Raw genomic sequence first — 17,644 nt, forward strand, 5'->3', positions numbered from 1 at the left:
AAACCGTCAAATTCTGAATGCGCCGCGTAGCACGGTGCGTCACACAGCACATATCACATTGATCAGGAGAAATTATGGGACGTCGTTTCAGCGTGCGCGCCGCCGTCGGGGCATTACTGTTAACCTGCGGGCTTGCACAGGCCAGCGATCCACAAACCATCACCTTCGGCGTGGCCCCAGGCCCCTATGGTGACATGGTAAAACAGGCCATAGCGCCGTCGCTGAAAGAAAAAGGCTACAAAGTGGTAGTGCGCGAATTCAGCGACTACGTACAGCCGAACATGGCGCTGTCCAACGGCAGCATTGACGCCAACCTGTTCCAGCACTCGCTCTATTTCAACAAATTCGTTGCCGATAAAAACCTCAAGCTGACGAAGCTGATTAACGTGCCGACTGCCGGCATGGGCTTTTACTCGCACAAAATCAAAAGCCTGGATGAGCTGAAAAAGGGGGATATCGTTACCCTGTCTAACGATCCCACCAACCTGGCGCGCGGCCTGCGTTTCCTGCAATCCCTCGGTCTTATCACCATTAAAGACAATATCGATCCGACCAAAGCTTCCGAGCGCGATATCGCCAGCAACCCGAAAGGGCTGGTGTTCAAACCGCTGGAAGCCGCTCAGCTACCGCGTACCCTCGACAGCGCCACCGCCGCCCTGGTCAACGGCAACTTTGCTATCGCCGCGGGCATGAAACTGGACTCGGCGCTGAAGCAGGAACAGCTGGATGATAATCTGAAAAATATCATCGCCGTACGTAGCGAAGACGCCGAAAAACCCTTCGCGAAAGACATTGTTGCAGTAGTCAAATCTCCGGCTTACCGCGCGGTGATCGACTCGCCAGACAACGTCTACAGCGCGTTCCAGAAACCTGAATGGATGGTTGCTGCGGATAAAAAATAAGCGGCACACAGGATTAATTCTGGCAGGCTGCGGCCTGCCTTTTGCATTTCGAGGACGGCATGATTGAGATAGATAAGGTCTGCGTGGACTTTCCCGCAGGCCGTGGCCCGACGACCCGGGCGGTGGACGACGTCAGCCTGCGCATTGCGCCGGGCGAAATTTTTGGCATTGTCGGCACCAGCGGCGCGGGCAAAAGCACCTTATTGCGCACCCTGAACGCGCTCCAGCGTCCCTCGCAGGGCAGCATCAAAATTAATGGCGTCGAGATATCCGCGCTGGAAGGCGTCACCCTGCGCCGCGCGCGGCAACGTATCGGCATGATCTTCCAGCATTTTAACCTGATGCACACCCGTACCGTGGCGCAGAACGTCGCCTTCAGCCTGAAAGCGGCAGGCTGGGAGCGGGCGAAAATCGCCCCGCGCGTGGCGGAAATTCTTGAGCTGGTAGGGCTGGCGGATAAAGCGAATCGCTACCCGGTACAGCTCTCCGGCGGGCAGAAACAGCGCGTCGGTATTGCCCGCGCTATTGCCAATCACCCGGACGTGCTGCTGTGCGATGAGCCGACCTCCGCGCTGGATCTGGAAACCTCCGCCACCATTCTGGCGCTGTTAAAGCAGATTAATGACACCCTCGGCATCACCATTGTGCTGATCACCCACGAAATGAACGTTATCAAAACCATCTGCGATCGCGTGGCGGTAATGTCCGGCGGCAAAGTGGTGGAGATGGGCGAGGTGTTTGATATTTTTGCCCACCCGCAGCACGCGTTCACGCAGCAGTTGGTGTCTCACACCCTGAACCTGACGCTGCCGGAACGTCTGCAACAGCATCTGCCGGGGCAGTTGCTGAAGATCCTGTTTATTGGCGATTCGGCGGAGCAGCCGGTGTTGTCCGACGCGGCGATCCAGTTTGGCGTGGCGGTGAACATCCTGCACGGCAAAATCGAATACCTCGGCGAGCGGGCGCTCGGCATTCTGGTCGTGCAGCTCACCGCTCCCGATAACCCGACGGCGGTGGACGCCGCCGTTGATTATATTCGCAACCGTACGGCACGCGTGGAGGTGATCCGTGGATGAGTTATTACCGGATTTGATGCTGGCGTTTAATGAAACCTTCCAGATGTTGAGCATTTCGACGGTGCTGGCGATAGTCGGGGGGTTACCGCTGGGCTTTCTGATTTTCGTCACCGATCGGCACCTGTTCTGGCAAAATCGCGGCGTTTATCTCATCAGTTCCGTACTGGTGAACATCATCCGCTCGGTGCCCTTTGTGATCCTGCTGGTCCTGCTGCTGCCGCTAACGCAGTTTCTGCTCGGCAACACCATCGGGCCGATTGCCGCCTCCGTACCGCTGTCGGTGGCCGCCATTGCTTTCTATGCGCGGCTGGTGGACGGCGCGCTGCGGGAAGTGGATAAGGGCATTATCGAGGCGGCGGAAGCCTTTGGCGCCAGCCCGATGCGTATCATCTGCACCGTACTGCTGCCGGAGGCCAGCGCCGGGTTGCTGCGCGGCCTCACCATCACGCTGGTCAGCCTGATTGGCTACTCGGCGATGGCGGGGATCGTCGGCGGCGGTGGCGTGGGGGATCTGGCGATCCGCTATGGCTACTACCGCTACGAAACCCAGGTGATGGTGGTGACGGTGATCGCGCTGATTATTCTGGTGCAGGTGGTGCAGATGCTGGGCGACTGGCTGGCCGCGCGGGCGGACAAGCGGGGCCGCCACTGATTACCCCTGTAGCAGCCAGCCGTTGACCTCCTGCCATGAGCCGCGAAAGACGATCTTCGCGGCTTTCTTTTCCAGCTGATAGCGGTACATCGGATCGTAATACTCCTTCAGTAACGGCACCAGCCAGGCATTATGACCTTGCGTGTCGCCGTGCTGCCGCTGGCTCGCCAGCGCCGTATCAAGGTGCGCGCTGAGTTCGGCAAAGCGCTGCAAGCCCAGACGGCGACGAATGGCGTACAGCCCGTGATGCAGGTATTCCGCATAGGCCAGCCAGCCCGCGTCTTCGCCGTACGTCACGGTAAAATCGCGCTGCATCCGCACAAAATATTCCTCATGCAGACGCGCCACCCGCAGGTCGAACGGATCCTCCACCACCGCGATGGGCGACTGCGCCATGCGATCCCGCAGGCACTCCGGCAGATGATTAGCGCCGATCATACGGCCTTCATCTTCCAGCACCCAGCGCGCCGCATCCCGCTTAAGCAGTTTCACCGCCAGGGCGTTCTCAAAGCTCGCCTGGGAAAGTTGCGGCCTGAGCGTGCGGCCAAATGACGAACCGCGATGGCGGGCCAGACCTTCCAGATCGATGCCGTCCGCATGCTGGCGTACCAGATCCGTTTTTCCGCTGCCGGTGCAGCCGCCGATCAGCACCAGCGGACGCTGTACGCGCTGCTCTGTTGCCTGGATCGCCGCCTGGCGCAGCGCCTTATAGCCGCCGGGGATGAGCGGATAATCAATGCCCGCCTCGCGCAGCCACTGTTGGGTGATATGAGAGCGCTGGCCGCCACGGGCGCAGCACAGATAGCCATCAGGATGGCGCAGGCAGGCATCACGCCAGGCCTGTATGCGCTGCTCGCGCGCGACGCCGGATACCAGTTGATGCCCGAGCTTCAGCGCGGCTTCCGGGCCCTGGCGTTTATAACAGGTGCCGACCGCCGCGCGCTCTTCGTCGTTCATCAGGGGAAGATTGAGCGCCGACGGCATTGCACCCTGGGTAAATTCAACCGGGGCGCGCACGTCCAGCAGGGGCGTATCAGCGGCGAGGATCGCGCAATAATCCATGCCAGTGTTCATGGGACTTCCTTCTGCACATCAAAGGGCGACGTTTTACGTCAGATCGCCGTATTTTACGCTTTCATTTGTGCGGTGGGGAAAAAATTGCGGGGCTGTGTTGCCGGGTGGCGGCTGCGCCTTACCCGGCCTACGGGGGGGACTTTGTAGGCCCGACAAGCCTGCGCCGCCGGGCGATAGCGCTACGCTAATTTCGACTGCGCCCAGGCGATACCGCTGGCGTATTCCGGCGGCAGTAGCGGGAGCAGGGCTTCGAGGGTGGCGCTCAGGCGATCGGTGTCGGCATCATTGAGATTCAGATGTCCGACCTTACGGCCCGGGCGCACCTCTTTGTCGTACCAGTGCAGATGCACCAGCGGCAGCTTCAGCCAGTCATAATTGAGATCGCTGCCGATCAGGTTGATCATCACCGACGGGCTGTTAATCACCGGTTGCGGCATCGCCAGCCCGGTAATGGCGCGCAGATGCAGTTCAAACTGGCTGATGGACGCGCCGTTCTGCGTCCAGTGCCCGCTATTGTGCACGCGCGGGGCCAGCTCATTGATCAGCAGTCCGCCAGGGGTGACAAAGCACTCCATCGCCATCACGCCGACGTAATTGAGTTCATTCATTACCGCGCTGAGCATGGTTTCCGCCTGCGTCTGCTGGGCGGCGTTCGCCTGCGGAAAGGCCACGCTGGTGCGTAAAATACCGTCCTGATGCAGGTTGTGTGTCAGGGGATAAAATACCGTGCTGCCGTCATGCCCGCGCGCGCCGACCAGCGATACTTCGCCGGAAAAATTAATGCCCTGCTCAACAATGCATTCACCGTAGCAGTCGTCCGGCAGCTGATCGGTATCGTCCGCACGCAGACGCCACTGGCCGCGTCCGTCGTAACCACCGACGCGACGTTTGACGATCGCCAGCTCGCCCAGGCGGTCAAACACGCCAGACCACTCATCGCGGCTGGCCAGCAACTGCCAGGGGGCGGTGGCGAGGCCGAGGGTATCGAACAGCTGCTTTTGCGTCAGACGGTCAGCGATGATCGGGAACACGTCGCGGTTGACGAACGCCGGGTGACGGGCCAGCTCGCGGGTGAGGGCGGTTTCCGGCCAGCGCTCGATTTCAGCGGTGATCACGCTTTGCGCGAAAGGCACCGCTTCCGGCTCCGCATCCAGTCCCACCGGCCATACCGCAATCCCCAGCGGCTCACCGGCCTGGCGCAGCATCCGGCCCAGCTGACCGTTACCTAAAATACAGACCTGTTTCATGCTTCGCTCCGCGGATCCGGGTTATCCAGCACTTCATCCGTCTGGCTTTGTCGCCACTCGACCAGGAGCTGATGCAGCTCGCGATCCTGAGTAGCGAGGATCTGTGCCGCCAGCAGCGCGGCGTTGGCGGCACCGGCTTTACCAATCGCCAGCGTGCCCACCGGAATACCGCGCGGCATCTGCACGATGGAGTAAAGACTGTCGACACCGCTTAACGCGGCGCTTTGCACGGGCACACCCAGCACCGGCACCAGCGTTTTCGCCGCAATCATGCCCGGCAGATGTGCAGCCCCCCCTGCGCCGGCAATGATCACCTGATAACCGTTCTGCTCTGCGCTTTCGGCGAAGCTGAACAGTTTGTCGGGGGTGCGATGGGCGGAGACCACTTCAACATGGTAAGAAACGTGCAGAAGATCGAGGATTTCAGTGGCGAACTGCATGGTTGCCCAGTCGCTTTTGGACCCCATCACGATGGCGATACGCGCCGGATTATTGCGGGAAGACATGCGCCTTAAAACTCCTGTGGGTGTGCTTCAGACTGCTTTTAAGGCCACAGAGAATAGCATGGATAATTAGCAAGGAAAACGGTTGCGTAACGCGGTAAAGGTCAAATACAGGCGTTTTCTCAGAAGGGAAACGCGATCAGTTCAATCTTGTCAGCGGTTACTTTCACCATTGAGCCTTCACTGTGCCAGGCACCCAGTACATAACGACAGGCGGGTTTACCGTTGGCGGTCAGCGCGTGAATATCCGGGCGATGGGTATGACCGTGGATCAGATGCTGCACCTGATGCTTTTCCATCACCTTCACCACCGCCTGTGGGTTAACGTCCATAATCGCCTGAGATTTGGTGCGGTTGGCGGATTTGCTGCCGGCGCGCATTTTCGCGGCGATGCGCATGCGGATAAACAGCGGCAGGGCGAGGAACAGCTTTTGCAGCCAGGCCTGGTGAACTTTGGCGCGAAACGCCTGATAGCCCGCGTCATCGGTACACAGGGTATCGCCATGCAGGATCAGCAGCCGTTTACCGTACAGTTCAAGGACTTTTTCTTCCGGCAGCAGCCTCATGCCGCTTTCCCGGGCAAAACGCTGGCCGAGCAGAAAATCGCGGTTGCCGTGAATGAAATACACCGGGACGCCGGACTCCGCCAGCGCTTTCAGCGCGGCGGCGATCTGCCGGTGCAGGGGATTGGGATCGTCGTCGCCGATCCAGGCTTCAAACAGATCGCCCAGAATGTACAACGCGTCCGCTTCCCTGGCTGTACCGGCCAGAAAACGCAGAAAACCGGCGGTGATCGCCGGTTCTTCTGTTTGCAGATGGAGATCTGCAATAAAGAGTGTCGCCACCGATTACTCGCTGACGGTCACGCTTTTAATGATTACGTCTTCTTTCGGAACGTCCTGGTGCATACCGCTGCGGCCAGTAGAAACGGCTTTGATTTTATCAACCACGTCCATGCCTTCCGCCACTTCGGCGAATACGCAGTAACCCCAGCCCTGCAGGCTTTCGCCGCTGAAGTTCAGGAAGTCGTTATCAACCACGTTAATGAAGAACTGCGCAGTCGCAGAGTGCGGCGCCTGAGTACGGGCCATGGCCAGCGTGCCACGGGTGTTTTTCAGACCGTTGTTGGCTTCGTTTTTAATCGCCTCTTTGGTCTCTTTCTGCTTCATACCCGGTTCAAAACCGCCGCCCTGGATCATAAAGCCATTGATCACACGGTGGAAAATGGTGTTGTCGTAAAAACCTTCGCGGCAGTAGTCGAGGAAGTTTTTAACGGTTTCAGGTGCTTTATCATCAAAGGTTTTGATTACGATATCGCCGTGATTAGTGTGGAAAGTAACCATTGTTGCATCCTGTTCTGTTTGGTAAGTCGCGTAGACCCGGCAATGGGTCAGAGATAATCGCCTTTTATAGCATAACCCTGAGGTTCGATCACCTTGCAAAGGGTGCTGCTTCGCTGCCGAAATATGGTTATGATAAGAAAGATATTCTCCACACACGTCTAAACGGAATCTTCGATGCTTAAAATTTTTAATACCCTGACGCGCCAGAAAGAGGAATTCAAACCTATCCATGCCGGTGAAGTGGGCATGTACGTGTGTGGTATCACCGTTTACGATCTGTGTCACATCGGCCATGGCCGTACCTTTGTGGCCTTTGATGTGGTGGCGCGCTATCTGCGTTTCCTGGGCTATCAGCTGAAGTACGTGCGTAACATCACCGATATTGACGACAAAATCATTAAGCGTGCCAATGAAAACGGCGAGGAATTCGTCGCGCTGGTGGATCGTATGATCGGCGAAATGCATGCGGATTTCGACGCGCTGAATATTCTGCGTCCGGACAGCGAGCCGCGCGCCACTCACCATATTCACGAGATCATCGATATCACCGCACGTCTGATCGAGCGCGGTCATGCTTATGTGGCTGACAACGGCGACGTGATGTTCTCGGTACCCACCGATCCGAACTACGGCAAGCTGTCGCGTCAGGATCTGGATCAGTTGCAGGCCGGTGCGCGCGTCGAAGTGGCGGACATCAAACGCAACCCGATGGATTTCGTGCTGTGGAAAATGTCCAAGCCGGGCGAACCGAGCTGGAGTTCGCCGTGGGGTGAAGGCCGTCCGGGCTGGCATATTGAGTGCTCGGCGATGAACTGCAAACAGCTGGGCAACCATTTCGATATTCATGGCGGCGGCGCGGATCTGATGTTCCCGCATCATGAAAACGAGATCGCGCAGTCCACCTGCGCCCACGACGGCGAATACGTTAACTACTGGATGCACTCCGGCATGGTGATGGTTGACCGGGAAAAGATGTCGAAATCCCTCGGCAACTTCTTCACCGTGCGCGACGTGCTGAAGTATTACGACGCGGAAACCATTCGCTACTTCCTGATGTCCGGTCACTACCGCAGCCAGCTTAATTACAGCGAAGAGAACCTCAGGCAGGCACGTTCCGCGCTGGAGCGTCTGTATACCGCGCTGCGCGGCACCGATAAAAACGTGGCTCCGGCAGGCGGCGAGGCCTTTGAAGCGCGCTTTATCGAAGCGATGGACGACGATTTCAACACCCCGGAAGCCTATTCGGTGCTGTTCGACATGGCGCGCGAGGTTAACCGCCTGAAAGCGGAAGATATCAACGCCGCGAACGGCATGGCCGCGCAGCTGCGTAAGCTTGCGGGCGTGTTGGGCCTGCTGGAGCAGGATGCAGAACAGTTCCTGCAAAGCGGCGCGCAGGCCGATGATGGCGAAGTGGCCGAGATCGAAGCCTTAATCAAACAGCGTCTGGATGCGCGCCAGGCAAAAGACTGGGCCGCCGCCGATGCGGCGCGCGATCGTCTCAATGAGATGGGCATCGTGCTGGAAGACGGCCCGCAGGGAACCACCTGGCGTCGTAAGTAAGTCAGTAACGCCCGGCGCCGCGTTGCTTGCCGGGCCTACAAATTGTCTTGTAGGCCGGGTAAGCAACGCGCACCCGGCAATTACGGCTCTGTGTTGTAGGCCGGGTAAGCGTAGCGCCACCCGGCAATTGCGGTTCTGTCTTGTAGGCCGGGTAAGCGCAGCGCCACCCGGCAACGGCAAATCACGCGGACTCCCGCGCCACTAACTGGCCGGACAGGGTTATCCGCTGGGTAAGCAGATCCGGCTCTTTCAGTTTACGTATGATCAGCGCCGCCGCCTGGCGTCCGGTCTCTTCACTCGCTGACGACACGTAGGTGAAGGACGGTGACGTCAGATTCACATGCAGCATATCTTCAAATCCCACCAGCGCCACCTGTTGCGTCAGAAACACATCTTTACCCACCGTGCGCCCGACCTGGCTGATGCCGGACAAACAGCCAATCACCGCATCAGGCGAATGGCACAGCAGGGCAGTGATCTTATTGTTCTTCTCCAGCAGCTGACGGGTGGCGTGGCTGGCGGCATGGGTGCCGTCGCAGCAGGCCGGGGTAAACTCTTCCCGCGTCACCAGCCCGTACTGGGTTAAGGCGCTGCGAAAACCGAGCAGCCGCTGCTGGCGAATAAGATTATTTTCACTGCCGCCGATATAGGCGATATTACGGTGACCGCGCTCGATAAGATAACGCGTGGCAAGATTGGCCGCCTGACGGTTATCGCGCATCACTAAGTCGCAGGGCTCGTCCAGCAGGGATTGCGACACCACCACCAGCGGCAGCGGGCATTCCCGGATCTGCTGTGGTACGTTCGCCCGCGAGGCATCCGCCGCCAGATAGATCACCCCCGCCACGCCCTGCTGTTTAAACGACAGCAGACAGCGCTCAAGGTGTTCCTCATCGTTGAGCGGCTGGCCGAGAAAGACCATAAAACCCTGTTTCTCCAGCTCCTGCACAATGCTGGCCATCACTTTGATAGAAAAACTGTCGCTGAAATCCCGTAAAATTAGGCCAATAAGATTGGAGGTACTGGAGCGCAGATTGGCTGCCGCCACGTTGTGCACGTAGCCGAGCGTGGTGATGGACGCCTGCACTTTCTCAATGGTCGCAGCCGAAATTTTCCCTTTCTGACGCAGCACCAGCGAAACGGTCGAAACAGAAACCCCCGCATGCCTTGCGACATCAATAATGCTGACCTTCTTCAAACGCGCTCCCTGAAATCACCGGATAATCAGCCAAATATGACAACGTCTCCTGCGCGGGCAGAAGACGTTATCACCTTAACAGCTTCGGGTTATCTGCCCATCATACCGGACATGGTTTGTGCGATAAATTGTGCGCGCGCCCCAAAAATCACCTGTACGCCCTGATCGCCGACGAACACCACGCCCCGTGCGCCCAGATTGTTCAGCCCGTCTTTATCCACCAGCGTGCCCTTCGCCACTTCCAGACGTAAACGTGTGATGCAGGCGCCGACCGAGCTAATGTTCTGCTCACCACCGAGCAGGGCGATGATTTCCGTGGCGAGTTCGTCATCGGTTTTATCGCTGACGCTGGCGGTGATTTCCGTGCGGCCCGGCGTTTTGACATCAAAACGACGGATCACGAAGCGGAAGGTGAAGTAGTAGATCAACGCCATCGGCACGCCGACGATAATCGCGCTCAGGAAGTTGGTCTGGAAGCCGTTGAAAGACGGCAGGATGCCGAACGACAGGTAGTCGATAAAGCCCGCCGAGAAGGATTTGGCGATATGCGCATGCAGCAGATACATACACATGTACGACAGACCCGCCATGATGGCGTTAAACACGTACAGCACCGGCGCGACAAAGATAAAGGTGAATTCCACCGGCTCGGTGATCCCCGTCAGGAAGCAGGTGAGGGCGGCGGAGAACAGAATACCGGCGGCAATCTTTTTGTTTTTGGTCTGGGCTTCGTGATACATCGCCAGACAGGCCGCAGGCAGCGCGAACAGCATCAGCGGGAACTCGCCCTGCATGAACTTACCGGCGTTCTGGTAGGTGTCGCTGCTGAAGGATTTCACGCCTTCTTCCAGCATTTTAAACCAGATGGTCTGGTCGCCATGGATCACCTGGCCGGCCTGCGTGGTGTAATCGCCGAAGGAGTACCAGAAAGAGGGATACCAGATATGGTGCAGACCCAGCGGGATCAGTGCACGTTCAACCAGCCCGAAGATAAAGGTTGAGGCCGCCTGATTATCGCCGTTCACCACCACCGACAGCGCATCGATCCCTGACTGAATGTGCTGCCAGACATAGGGCAGCAACAGACCGAGCAGGAAGGAGAGAAACGCGGTGGCGATGGCTACAAAACGTTTACCCGAGAAGAAGCCAAGGAATTCCGGCAGCTGCAACGTATGGAAACGGTTGTAGCACCAGGCGGCGAGGATGCCGCAGATAAGCCCGCCAAACACGCCCATCTGTAAGGTCGGAATGCCGACCACCATCGCATACTTACCGCCCTGCGAGGCCATTTCCGGCGTGATCGACAGCACCGTACCTATAGTGATGTTAGTGACAAACACCGACACCGCCGCCGATAGCGCCGCAATACCCGATTCCGACGCCAGACCCACCGCGGAACCAATGGCGAACAGCATCGGCAGGTTATCAAAGATAACGCCCCCGGCATTCATCATCAGCGGCAGCTGGAATTTATCACCGAACGCCAGTAACAGACCGGCGGCGGGTAATAACGAAATTGGCAGCATCAGCGCGCGGCCAATCATGGACAATTTTGATAACGACTTAATGAAACCTGACAGCATAGTCATGCCTTATCCCCCGAATGCAGACGCCTTTTTTGGGCGCTTATTTTTGTGAGTATAACGTTCTACTAAAACGTTATACCTAATGTCAGATAAGCGCGGTTTTACCGCAACTGAAATCACGTGGCACGTCAGAGGATTTTGTTATTCTTTTGAAGTCGATCGGTTAATGACCATGGCGGGCGCGGGGAGAAGGGCGGTTTTTACCCTCTCCGGCGGAGAGGGTAAAGCGGGATCAGGCGGTGATGGTGATGCTCTGCCCGTTAAAGCTCACGGTCTGACCGGCGACGATTTTGCAGCGCTTGCGGGTTTCCACCTCGCCGTCCACCGTCACCAGACCGTCGGCGATAAAAATCTTCGCCTGCGCGCCGCTTTCGCTCCAGCCTTCCAGCTTGAGCAGATCGCAGAGTTCAACATGCGGATGTTTGCCCAGGGAGAATGTTGCCATCTTATGCTTCCTTAACGTCGTGATATTCTTCGCACGCCTGTAGCGTGTTCTGGATGAGTGTGGCGACCGTCATCGGCCCGACGCCGCCTGGTACTGGCGTGATGTACGCAGCGCGCGCGGCGGCGTCTTCAAACACCACATCGCCCACTACTTTACCGCTTTCAAGACGGTTAATCCCGACATCAATAACAATCGCGCCTTCTTTGATCCACTCGCCGGGGATAAAGCCCGGTTTGCCCACCGCGACGATCAGCAGATCGGCGTTTTCCACATGCTGGCGCAGGTTTTTGGTGAAACGGTGCGTCACCGTGGTGGTGCAACCGGCCAGCAGCAGTTCCATGCTCATCGGGCGGCCGACGATATTGGAGGCGCCAATCACCACGGCATTCAGGCCGTAGGTATCGATGTTGTAGCGCTCCAGCAGCGTGACGATGCCGCGCGGCGTACAGGGGCGCAGACGCGGCGCGCGCTGGCACAGACGACCCACATTATAGGGGTGGAAACCGTCCACGTCTTTATCCGGCGCGATACGCTCCAGCACTTTTACGTTGTCGATGCCCGCAGGCAGCGGCAGCTGCACCAGAATGCCGTCGATGGCGCTGTCGGCATTCAGCCTGTCGATAAGCATCAGCAGTTCGGCTTCGGTGGTGGTTTCAGGCAGATCGTAAGAGCGGGAGATAAAGCCCACCTCTTCACACGCTTTGCGTTTACTGCCCACATAGATTTGCGAAGCCGGGTTGCTGCCAACCAGAACAACAGCCAGCCCTGGTGCGCGTTTTCCTGCAGCCAGACGTGCCTGCACTTTTTCCGCAACTTCAGAGCGCACCTGCTGCGCAATCGTTTTACCGTCAATAATCTTTGCTGCCATCAGAGAGAAGATTCCGTCTGTGAATAGAAGAGTGGGGATGGCTATATTTTGTCAGAAGCGGGAGGCGCTGTCAGTTAACCTTTATGAAATTCACCTGCGGCAGCGTCGTGAAGCAGTTCAGGGTGCTCATTTACCGCGCATCCGGATGCAAAGCCATTGACTCAATGGAGGTTGACCGTATAATCCGAGGCGTTTCCACCATAAAAGGTGTGACATCCGCGTAACGCGCCCTTAGCTCAGTTGGATAGAGCAACGGCCTTCTAAGCCGTAGGTCACAGGTTCGAGCCCTGTAGGGCGTACCATTCTGCTTTCGCTCACGCCCTTCGATTAAATTTCTTCCCTGATACGTTTTATCCGTTTTGGCATTTAGCGTCGTCGACCGACGTAAAAAAAACCGCCAGCGTTTCCCCTGACGGTTTGTTTATCAGCCCCCGGTTTACAGCCCTTCAGTGCTCTCTTTTTTCGCTTCCATCGCTTCGACATCACGATACCAGCGCGGGTGATGCTTCTGCGCCCAGCGGCGGCTCACCTTGCCGACAATCATGCCTTTGATGGAGCCTTTGACCCAGAACGCCATATACATATGAATAAGAATGGCGTGGATCAAAATAATCGCCGTGGTGGCATGAATAAGCAGGCTATAACGCACCACTTTGATCGGGAAATAATCGGCAAACCACGGACGCCAGATAATAACGCCGGTTACCAGCAGCACAAAAATCATGCTCATAATGGTCCAGAACATCATCTTCTGCCCGGCGTTATATTTGCCGACCCGCGCCACTTTATGCTCGTTGCCTTTCAGCACCTCGACAATACCTTTCACCCACGGAATATCGTGTTTATCGGGAATATTGTGATGCACAAAACGCACGAACATAAACATCAGCGCGATGAAGATCAGCACCCCAAACCACGGGTGCAGAATACGACCCATCTGCGGCGTACCGAAGGTTTCCGTCAGCCATTGCAGCGTCGGGAAGAACAGCGCGATGCCGGAGAGTGCCACCAGGAAAAAGCAAATCACGACCGTCCAGTGGCAGGCGCGGTCAATGAATTTCGTCCTGACGATCATCCTGCTCTGCTTAATCATGGTGTTCCTCCTCGTCTTCGTCCACTTCCTCGTTCGGCCCGACGCCCACATAGTGGAAGATCAGTCCGGCGAAGGTGGCGATAAAACCTGCCGCCGACAGCGGTTTCAGCAGCCCTTTCCACAGGGAGATCGGGGTGTCGATGTGCGGATCGTTCGGCAGATTGTGATACAGCTCCGGCTGATCGGCATGATGCAGCACATACATCACGTGCGTGCCGCCCACGCCCTGCGGGTTATAGACGCCCGCGTGCGGATAGCCGCGCTTTTGCAGCTTCGCCACGCGCTCGTCCGCCACCTCCAGCATCTCTTTTTTGGTGCCGAAATGAATGGCCCCCGTCGGGCAGGTTTTCACGCAGGCCGGCTCCTGGCCCACGCTCACCCGATCAACGCACAGCGTGCATTTATAGACGCGGTTATCGTCTTTATTCAGGCGCGGAATGTTGAACGGGCAACCGGCGATGCAGTAGCCGCAGCCAATGCAGTGTTCCGACTGAAAATCGACGATGCCATTGGCGTACTGAATGATTGCGCCCGCCGACGGGCAGGCTTTCAGGCAGCCCGGATCGGTGCAGTGCATACAGCCGTCCTTACGGATTAGCCACTCCAGCCTGCCGTTCTGCGACGTCTCGCTAAAGCGCATCAGCGTCCAGGATTTGGCGCTCAGATCGGCGGGATTGTCATACACCCCGACGCAGTGGCCCACGTCGTCGCGGATGTCATTCCACTCCGAGCAGGCCACCTGGCACGCTTTGCAGCCAATACAGCTGGAGACGTCAATCAGCTTCGCGACCTCTTCTTTATAGTCGCGGGCGCGAGGCGGCGGCGTCATGCCGTTCGTCGCTGAACGGCGGATAATATCCTGAGATTGCATGGACATAATATTGCTCCTTACGCCTTCTCAATGTTGACCAGAAACGCCTTGTACTCCGGCGTTTGCGAGTTGGCGTCGCCGACGGACGGCGTCAGGGTATTGGCGAGATAACCCTTACGCGCCGTGCCTTCAAAGCCCCAGTGCAGCGGAATACCGATGGTTTCCACCTCCTGGCCGCCCGCATAGAGCGTGCGAACGCGTGGCGTTACCACCGCGACGGCGCGAATAAAGCCGCGTTTGCTGCTGACCTTCACGCGATCGCCATTGGCAATGCCTTTGGCTTTCGCCAGCCGCTCGCTGATTTCCACAAACTGTTCCGGCTGCACAATGGCGTTCAGCCGCGAATGCTTGGTCCAGGTGTGGAAGTGCTCCGTCAGGCGGTAGGTGGTGCCGACATACGGGAAAGCGTCGCGTTTGCCGATGCGTCGGGCATCCGCGGCGTACAGACGCGCTGCCGGGTTCGACACCACCTTCGGGTGCAGCGGGTTGGTGCCCAGCGGCGTTTCGAACGGCTCGTAGTGTTCCGGGAACGGCCCCTCTGCCATTTTGTCGATGGCGAACAGGCGGCCCAGACCTTCCGGCTGCATGATAAAGGGCCCGACGCCGCTGCCCGGCGGCGCGGTGTTGTAGTCAGGAATATCGTTGCCGACCCATTTTGTGCCGTTCCATTTGATCAACATGCGTTTCGCGTCCCAGGGTTTCCCCTGCGGATCGGCGGAGGCGCGGTTGTAAATGATGCGGCGGTTCATCGGCCATGCCCAGGCCCAGCCCAGGGTGTTACCCAGCCCGGACGGATCGCTGTTGTCACGGTTCGCCATCTGGTTGCCTTTCGCCGTCCAGCTCCCGGCGTAGATCCAGCAGGCAGACGCCGTGGTGCCGTCGTCACGCAGCAACGCAAAGGAGTCCAGCAACTGACCTTTTTTCGCCAACAGATTGCCATTGGCATCAAAGAGATCTTCCAGCGCGTAGCCGTTGTTCTCCCGGGCCACTTCGGCCGATTCCGGATGATCCGGCTGATCGTAGTCCCAGCCCATTTTCAGCAGCGGCTCGACGCCTTTCCCGCCTTCGGCGCGATACATTTCGCGCAGCCGGTGGTACAGGCCTGCAAGGATCTCGCCGTCGTTTCGCGCTTCGCCAGGAGCGTCCGCGCCTTTCCAGTGCCACTGCAACCAGCGCCCGGAGTTGGCAATGGAGCCATCTTCTTCGGCAAAGCAGGTGGACGGCAGACGGAACACTTCGGTCTGAATAGTGGCCGGATCCACATCGTTCATCTCGCCGTGGTTCTGCCAGAAGTTCGAGGTTTCCGTGACCAGCGGGTCGATGATCACCAGATACTTCAGCTTGCTGAGGCTGGCGACTACTTTGTTTTTATCCGGGAAGGAAGCGACCGGGTTGAAGCCCTGGCAGATATAGCCGGTGACCTGCTGACGATCCATCATGTCGAAATACTTCAGCACGTCGTAAGACTGATCCCACTTCGGCAGCCAGTCGAAGCCCCAGTTATTTTCCCGGGTCGCAGCGTCGCCATAGAAGGCTTTCATCAGGCTGACGAAAAATTTCGGATAGTTGCCCCAGTAGTTCACCTGGCCCGGCAGCGTGGCTTTCGGCGTATTGGCCGCCAGATAACTTTCCAGCGTGGTGTGTTTTTCCGACGGCAGGGTCAGATACCCCGGCAGGCTGGTGGAGAGCAGCCCCAGATCCGTCAGCCCCTGAATATTGGAGTGGCCGCGCAGCGCGTTCACGCCGCCGCCTGCCATGCCCATATTGCCGAGCAGCAGCTGGATCATCGCCATGGTACGAATGTTCTGCGCGCCGACGGTGTGCTGCGTCCAGCCAAGCGCATACAGGAATGTCGTGGTGCGATCCGCCGCGCTGGTGGAGGCCAGCACTTCGCACACTTTCAGGAAATCAGCCTTCGGCGTGCCGCAGATATGTTCCACCACCTCCGGCGTATAGCGAGAAACGTGCTCTTTCAGCAGGTTCCACACGCAGCGGGGATGCTGGAGGGTATCGTCGCGCTTCGCATAACCGTTTTCATCGAACTGATAGTTCCAGCTGGTTTTGTCGTACTGGCGTTTCGCCTCGTCGTAGCCGCTGAACAGGCCGTCTTCGAAGCTGAAATCATCCCGCACCAGCAGGCTGGCGTTGGTGTAGTGTTTAACGTATTCGGCGTTGATTTTGTTATGGGAAATCAGATACAGGATGACGCCCGACAGGAAGGTAATGTCGGTACCGGAGCGGATCGGCGCATAGATATCCGCCACCGAAGCGGTGCGGGTAAAGCGCGGATCGACCACGATCAGCGTGGCATCGTTATTGTTTTTGGCTTCCATCGCCCAGCGGAAACCGACCGGGTGGGCTTCAGCGGCGTTACCGCCCATCACCATCACCACGTTGGCGTTTTTGATATCAACCCAGTGGTTGGTCATCGCACCGCGACCAAATGTTGGAGCAAGACTTGCTACCGTTGGTCCGTGTCAGACGCGCGCCTGGTTATCGACTGCCAGCATGCCCAGCGAGCGGGCAAATTTTTGCGTCAGCATCCCGGTTTCGTTACTGGCTGCCGAGGCACACAGCATGCCGGTGGAGAGCCAGCGGTTAACCGTGACGTTCTGTTCGTTCTTCTCAATGAAGTTAGCGTCGCGGTCATCTTTCATCAGGCGGGCGATGCGGGTAAAGGCCTCGTCCCAGCTGATGCGCTGCCATTTATCAGAGCCAGGCGCGCGGTATTCCGGGTAGCGCAGGCGGCTGTCGCTGTGGATATAATCCAGCAGTCCCGCGCCTTTTGGGCACAGCGCCCCGCGGCTGACCGGATGATCCGGATCCCCTTCGATATGGAAAATACTGGATTTGGCATTTTTCGCGCCGTCACCCATGCTGTACATCAATAATCCACAGCCTACGGAACAGTAAGTGCAGGTATTGCGGGTTTCTTTCGCGCGCAGCAGTTTGTAATTGCGCGTTTCCGCAAGTGCAACGGTGGGGGCAAAGCCCAGCATCGCCGCCGTGGTTCCTGCCATTCCGCCGGCGCAGATTTTAAAGAATTTTCTGCGACTGACGTCCATCATATCCCCAATGTTTTGACTTGTTATGACGTGTTTTCGGCGGCGAAAATAACAGGACAGCGAGCAGGGATATTGCGTGAAATCAATTCACTATGGATTGACGGGCGACTCACCTCTTATGGGGTAGGTAGGGCAGGCAGGGCGATAATCCCTTTGAGGCG

At 57.8% G+C, this 17,644-nt stretch carries 16 protein-coding genes and 1 tRNA gene; 5 read left to right on the top strand and 12 right to left on the bottom strand.

Annotation, left to right across the window (positions count from 1 at the left end; all coding sequences use genetic code 11):
- Positions 1-74 precede the first annotated feature (74 nt).
- Genes BMF08_RS10875 through BMF08_RS10885 form a run of 3 tightly spaced genes read left to right on the top strand, consistent with a single transcriptional unit; the run spans position 75 to position 2,630 of the window.
- Positions 75-902: a MetQ/NlpA family ABC transporter substrate-binding protein gene (locus BMF08_RS10875; RefSeq protein WP_072567611.1), complete on the top strand. Its 828-nt coding sequence runs from the start codon at positions 75-77 to the stop codon at positions 900-902.
- 59 nt (positions 903-961) lie between these two features.
- Positions 962-1,978 (top strand): virulence-associated ABC transporter ATP-binding protein SfbB, encoded by a 1,017-nt coding sequence (sfbB, locus tag BMF08_RS10880; protein ID WP_072569404.1) that lies wholly within the window; start codon positions 962-964, stop codon positions 1,976-1,978.
- Positions 1,971-2,630 carry a methionine ABC transporter permease gene (locus BMF08_RS10885; protein WP_072567612.1) on the top strand — a complete coding sequence of 220 codons (660 nt, stop codon included), beginning with the start codon at positions 1,971-1,973 and terminating at the stop codon, positions 2,628-2,630. Before sfbB ends, BMF08_RS10885 begins: the two co-directional genes overlap by 8 nt.
- Here the strand turns inward: BMF08_RS10885 and mnmH are convergent, their stop codons facing one another.
- From mnmH to ppiB, 5 genes are all read right to left on the bottom strand, one after another.
- Positions 2,631-3,704, bottom strand: coding sequence for a tRNA 2-selenouridine(34) synthase MnmH (gene mnmH / locus BMF08_RS10890; protein WP_072567613.1), 1,074 nt, complete (start codon positions 3,702-3,704; stop codon positions 2,631-2,633). It abuts the gene before it with no gap.
- Between the two features lie 179 nt (positions 3,705-3,883).
- Positions 3,884-4,951 carry a 5-(carboxyamino)imidazole ribonucleotide synthase gene (gene purK / locus BMF08_RS10895; protein WP_072567614.1) on the bottom strand — a complete coding sequence of 356 codons (1,068 nt, stop codon included), beginning with the start codon at positions 4,949-4,951 and terminating at the stop codon, positions 3,884-3,886.
- Positions 4,948-5,457, bottom strand: a complete 510-nt coding sequence (gene purE, locus BMF08_RS10900) for a 5-(carboxyamino)imidazole ribonucleotide mutase (protein WP_072567615.1) — start codon at positions 5,455-5,457, stop codon at positions 4,948-4,950. Before purE ends, purK begins: the two co-directional genes overlap by 4 nt.
- A gap of 119 nt (positions 5,458-5,576) precedes the next feature.
- Positions 5,577-6,299: a UDP-2,3-diacylglucosamine diphosphatase gene (gene lpxH / locus BMF08_RS10910; protein WP_072567616.1), complete on the bottom strand. Its 723-nt coding sequence runs from the start codon at positions 6,297-6,299 to the stop codon at positions 5,577-5,579.
- Positions 6,300-6,302: 3 nt separating this feature from the next.
- The gene (gene ppiB / locus BMF08_RS10915) at positions 6,303-6,797 is read right to left on the bottom strand and encodes a peptidylprolyl isomerase B (RefSeq protein WP_072567617.1); all 495 of its coding nucleotides are present in this window, start codon (positions 6,795-6,797) and stop codon (positions 6,303-6,305) included.
- A 174-nt stretch (positions 6,798-6,971) separates the two neighbouring features.
- Between ppiB and cysS the strand changes: the two genes are divergently transcribed.
- Entirely contained in the window at positions 6,972-8,357 is a 1,386-nt protein-coding gene (gene cysS, locus BMF08_RS10920) for a cysteine--tRNA ligase (protein WP_072567618.1), read from the top strand.
- Between the two features lie 181 nt (positions 8,358-8,538).
- On the opposite strand, the gene malI is transcribed toward cysS, so the two are convergent.
- From malI to folD, 4 genes are all read right to left on the bottom strand, one after another.
- Positions 8,539-9,555: a Mal regulon transcriptional regulator MalI gene (gene malI, locus BMF08_RS10925; RefSeq protein ID WP_072567619.1), complete on the bottom strand. Its 1,017-nt coding sequence runs from the start codon at positions 9,553-9,555 to the stop codon at positions 8,539-8,541.
- An 89-nt stretch (positions 9,556-9,644) separates the two neighbouring features.
- On the bottom strand, positions 9,645-11,144 hold the full coding sequence (locus BMF08_RS10930; RefSeq protein WP_072567620.1) for a PTS transporter subunit EIIC: 1,500 nt from the start codon (positions 11,142-11,144) through the stop codon (positions 9,645-9,647).
- A 229-nt stretch (positions 11,145-11,373) separates the two neighbouring features.
- Entirely contained in the window at positions 11,374-11,586 is a 213-nt protein-coding gene (gene ybcJ / locus BMF08_RS10935; RefSeq protein ID WP_072567621.1) for a ribosome-associated protein YbcJ, read from the bottom strand.
- Position 11,587: 1 nt separating this feature from the next.
- Positions 11,588-12,454, bottom strand: coding sequence for a bifunctional methylenetetrahydrofolate dehydrogenase/methenyltetrahydrofolate cyclohydrolase FolD (folD, locus tag BMF08_RS10940; protein WP_072567622.1), 867 nt, complete (start codon positions 12,452-12,454; stop codon positions 11,588-11,590).
- Positions 12,455-12,679: 225 nt separating this feature from the next.
- Between folD and BMF08_RS10945 the strand changes: the two genes are divergently transcribed.
- Positions 12,680-12,756, top strand: a tRNA-Arg gene (locus BMF08_RS10945).
- A gap of 134 nt (positions 12,757-12,890) precedes the next feature.
- Here BMF08_RS10945 and fdnI read toward each other — a convergent pair.
- From fdnI to fdnG, 3 genes are read right to left on the bottom strand one after another with little or no spacing between them, the layout of a single operon-like run.
- Positions 12,891-13,544 carry a formate dehydrogenase-N subunit gamma gene (gene fdnI, locus BMF08_RS10950; protein WP_072569406.1) on the bottom strand — a complete coding sequence of 218 codons (654 nt, stop codon included), beginning with the start codon at positions 13,542-13,544 and terminating at the stop codon, positions 12,891-12,893.
- The gene (gene fdxH / locus BMF08_RS10955; protein ID WP_072567623.1) at positions 13,540-14,424 is read right to left on the bottom strand and encodes a formate dehydrogenase subunit beta; all 885 of its coding nucleotides are present in this window, start codon (positions 14,422-14,424) and stop codon (positions 13,540-13,542) included. The genes fdnI and fdxH overlap by 5 nt, the downstream gene beginning before the upstream one ends.
- Before the next feature lie 11 nt (positions 14,425-14,435).
- On the bottom strand, positions 14,436-17,483 hold the full coding sequence (gene fdnG, locus BMF08_RS10960; protein ID WP_099458782.1) for a formate dehydrogenase-N subunit alpha: 3,048 nt from the start codon (positions 17,481-17,483) through the stop codon (positions 14,436-14,438).
- Positions 17,484-17,644 lie beyond the last annotated feature (161 nt).

The organism is Enterobacter sp. SA187 (assembly GCF_001888805.2).
GTDB lineage: Bacteria > Pseudomonadota > Gammaproteobacteria > Enterobacterales > Enterobacteriaceae > Enterobacter_D.

Excerpts from the sequence above, each read along its gene's own strand:
- cysS (WP_072567618.1), top strand. The coding sequence starts at position 6,972 with ATGCTTAAAATTTTTAATACCCTGACGCGCCAGAAAGAGGAATTCAAA.
- ppiB (WP_072567617.1), bottom strand. The coding sequence starts at position 6,797 with ATGGTTACTTTCCACACTAATCACGGCGATATCGTAATCAAAACCTTT.
- purK (WP_072567614.1), bottom strand. The coding sequence starts at position 4,951 with ATGAAACAGGTCTGTATTTTAGGTAACGGTCAGCTGGGCCGGATGCTG.
- BMF08_RS10875 (WP_072567611.1), top strand. The coding sequence starts at position 75 with ATGGGACGTCGTTTCAGCGTGCGCGCCGCCGTCGGGGCATTACTGTTA.
- mnmH (WP_072567613.1), bottom strand. The coding sequence starts at position 3,704 with ATGAACACTGGCATGGATTATTGCGCGATCCTCGCCGCTGATACGCCC.
- purE (WP_072567615.1), bottom strand. The coding sequence starts at position 5,457 with ATGTCTTCCCGCAATAATCCGGCGCGTATCGCCATCGTGATGGGGTCC.
- sfbB (WP_072569404.1), top strand. The coding sequence starts at position 962 with ATGATTGAGATAGATAAGGTCTGCGTGGACTTTCCCGCAGGCCGTGGC.
- BMF08_RS10930 (WP_072567620.1), bottom strand. The coding sequence starts at position 11,144 with ATGACTATGCTGTCAGGTTTCATTAAGTCGTTATCAAAATTGTCCATG.
- fdxH (WP_072567623.1), bottom strand. The coding sequence starts at position 14,424 with ATGTCCATGCAATCTCAGGATATTATCCGCCGTTCAGCGACGAACGGC.
- folD (WP_072567622.1), bottom strand. The coding sequence starts at position 12,454 with ATGGCAGCAAAGATTATTGACGGTAAAACGATTGCGCAGCAGGTGCGC.
- ybcJ (WP_072567621.1), bottom strand. The coding sequence starts at position 11,586 with ATGGCAACATTCTCCCTGGGCAAACATCCGCATGTTGAACTCTGCGAT.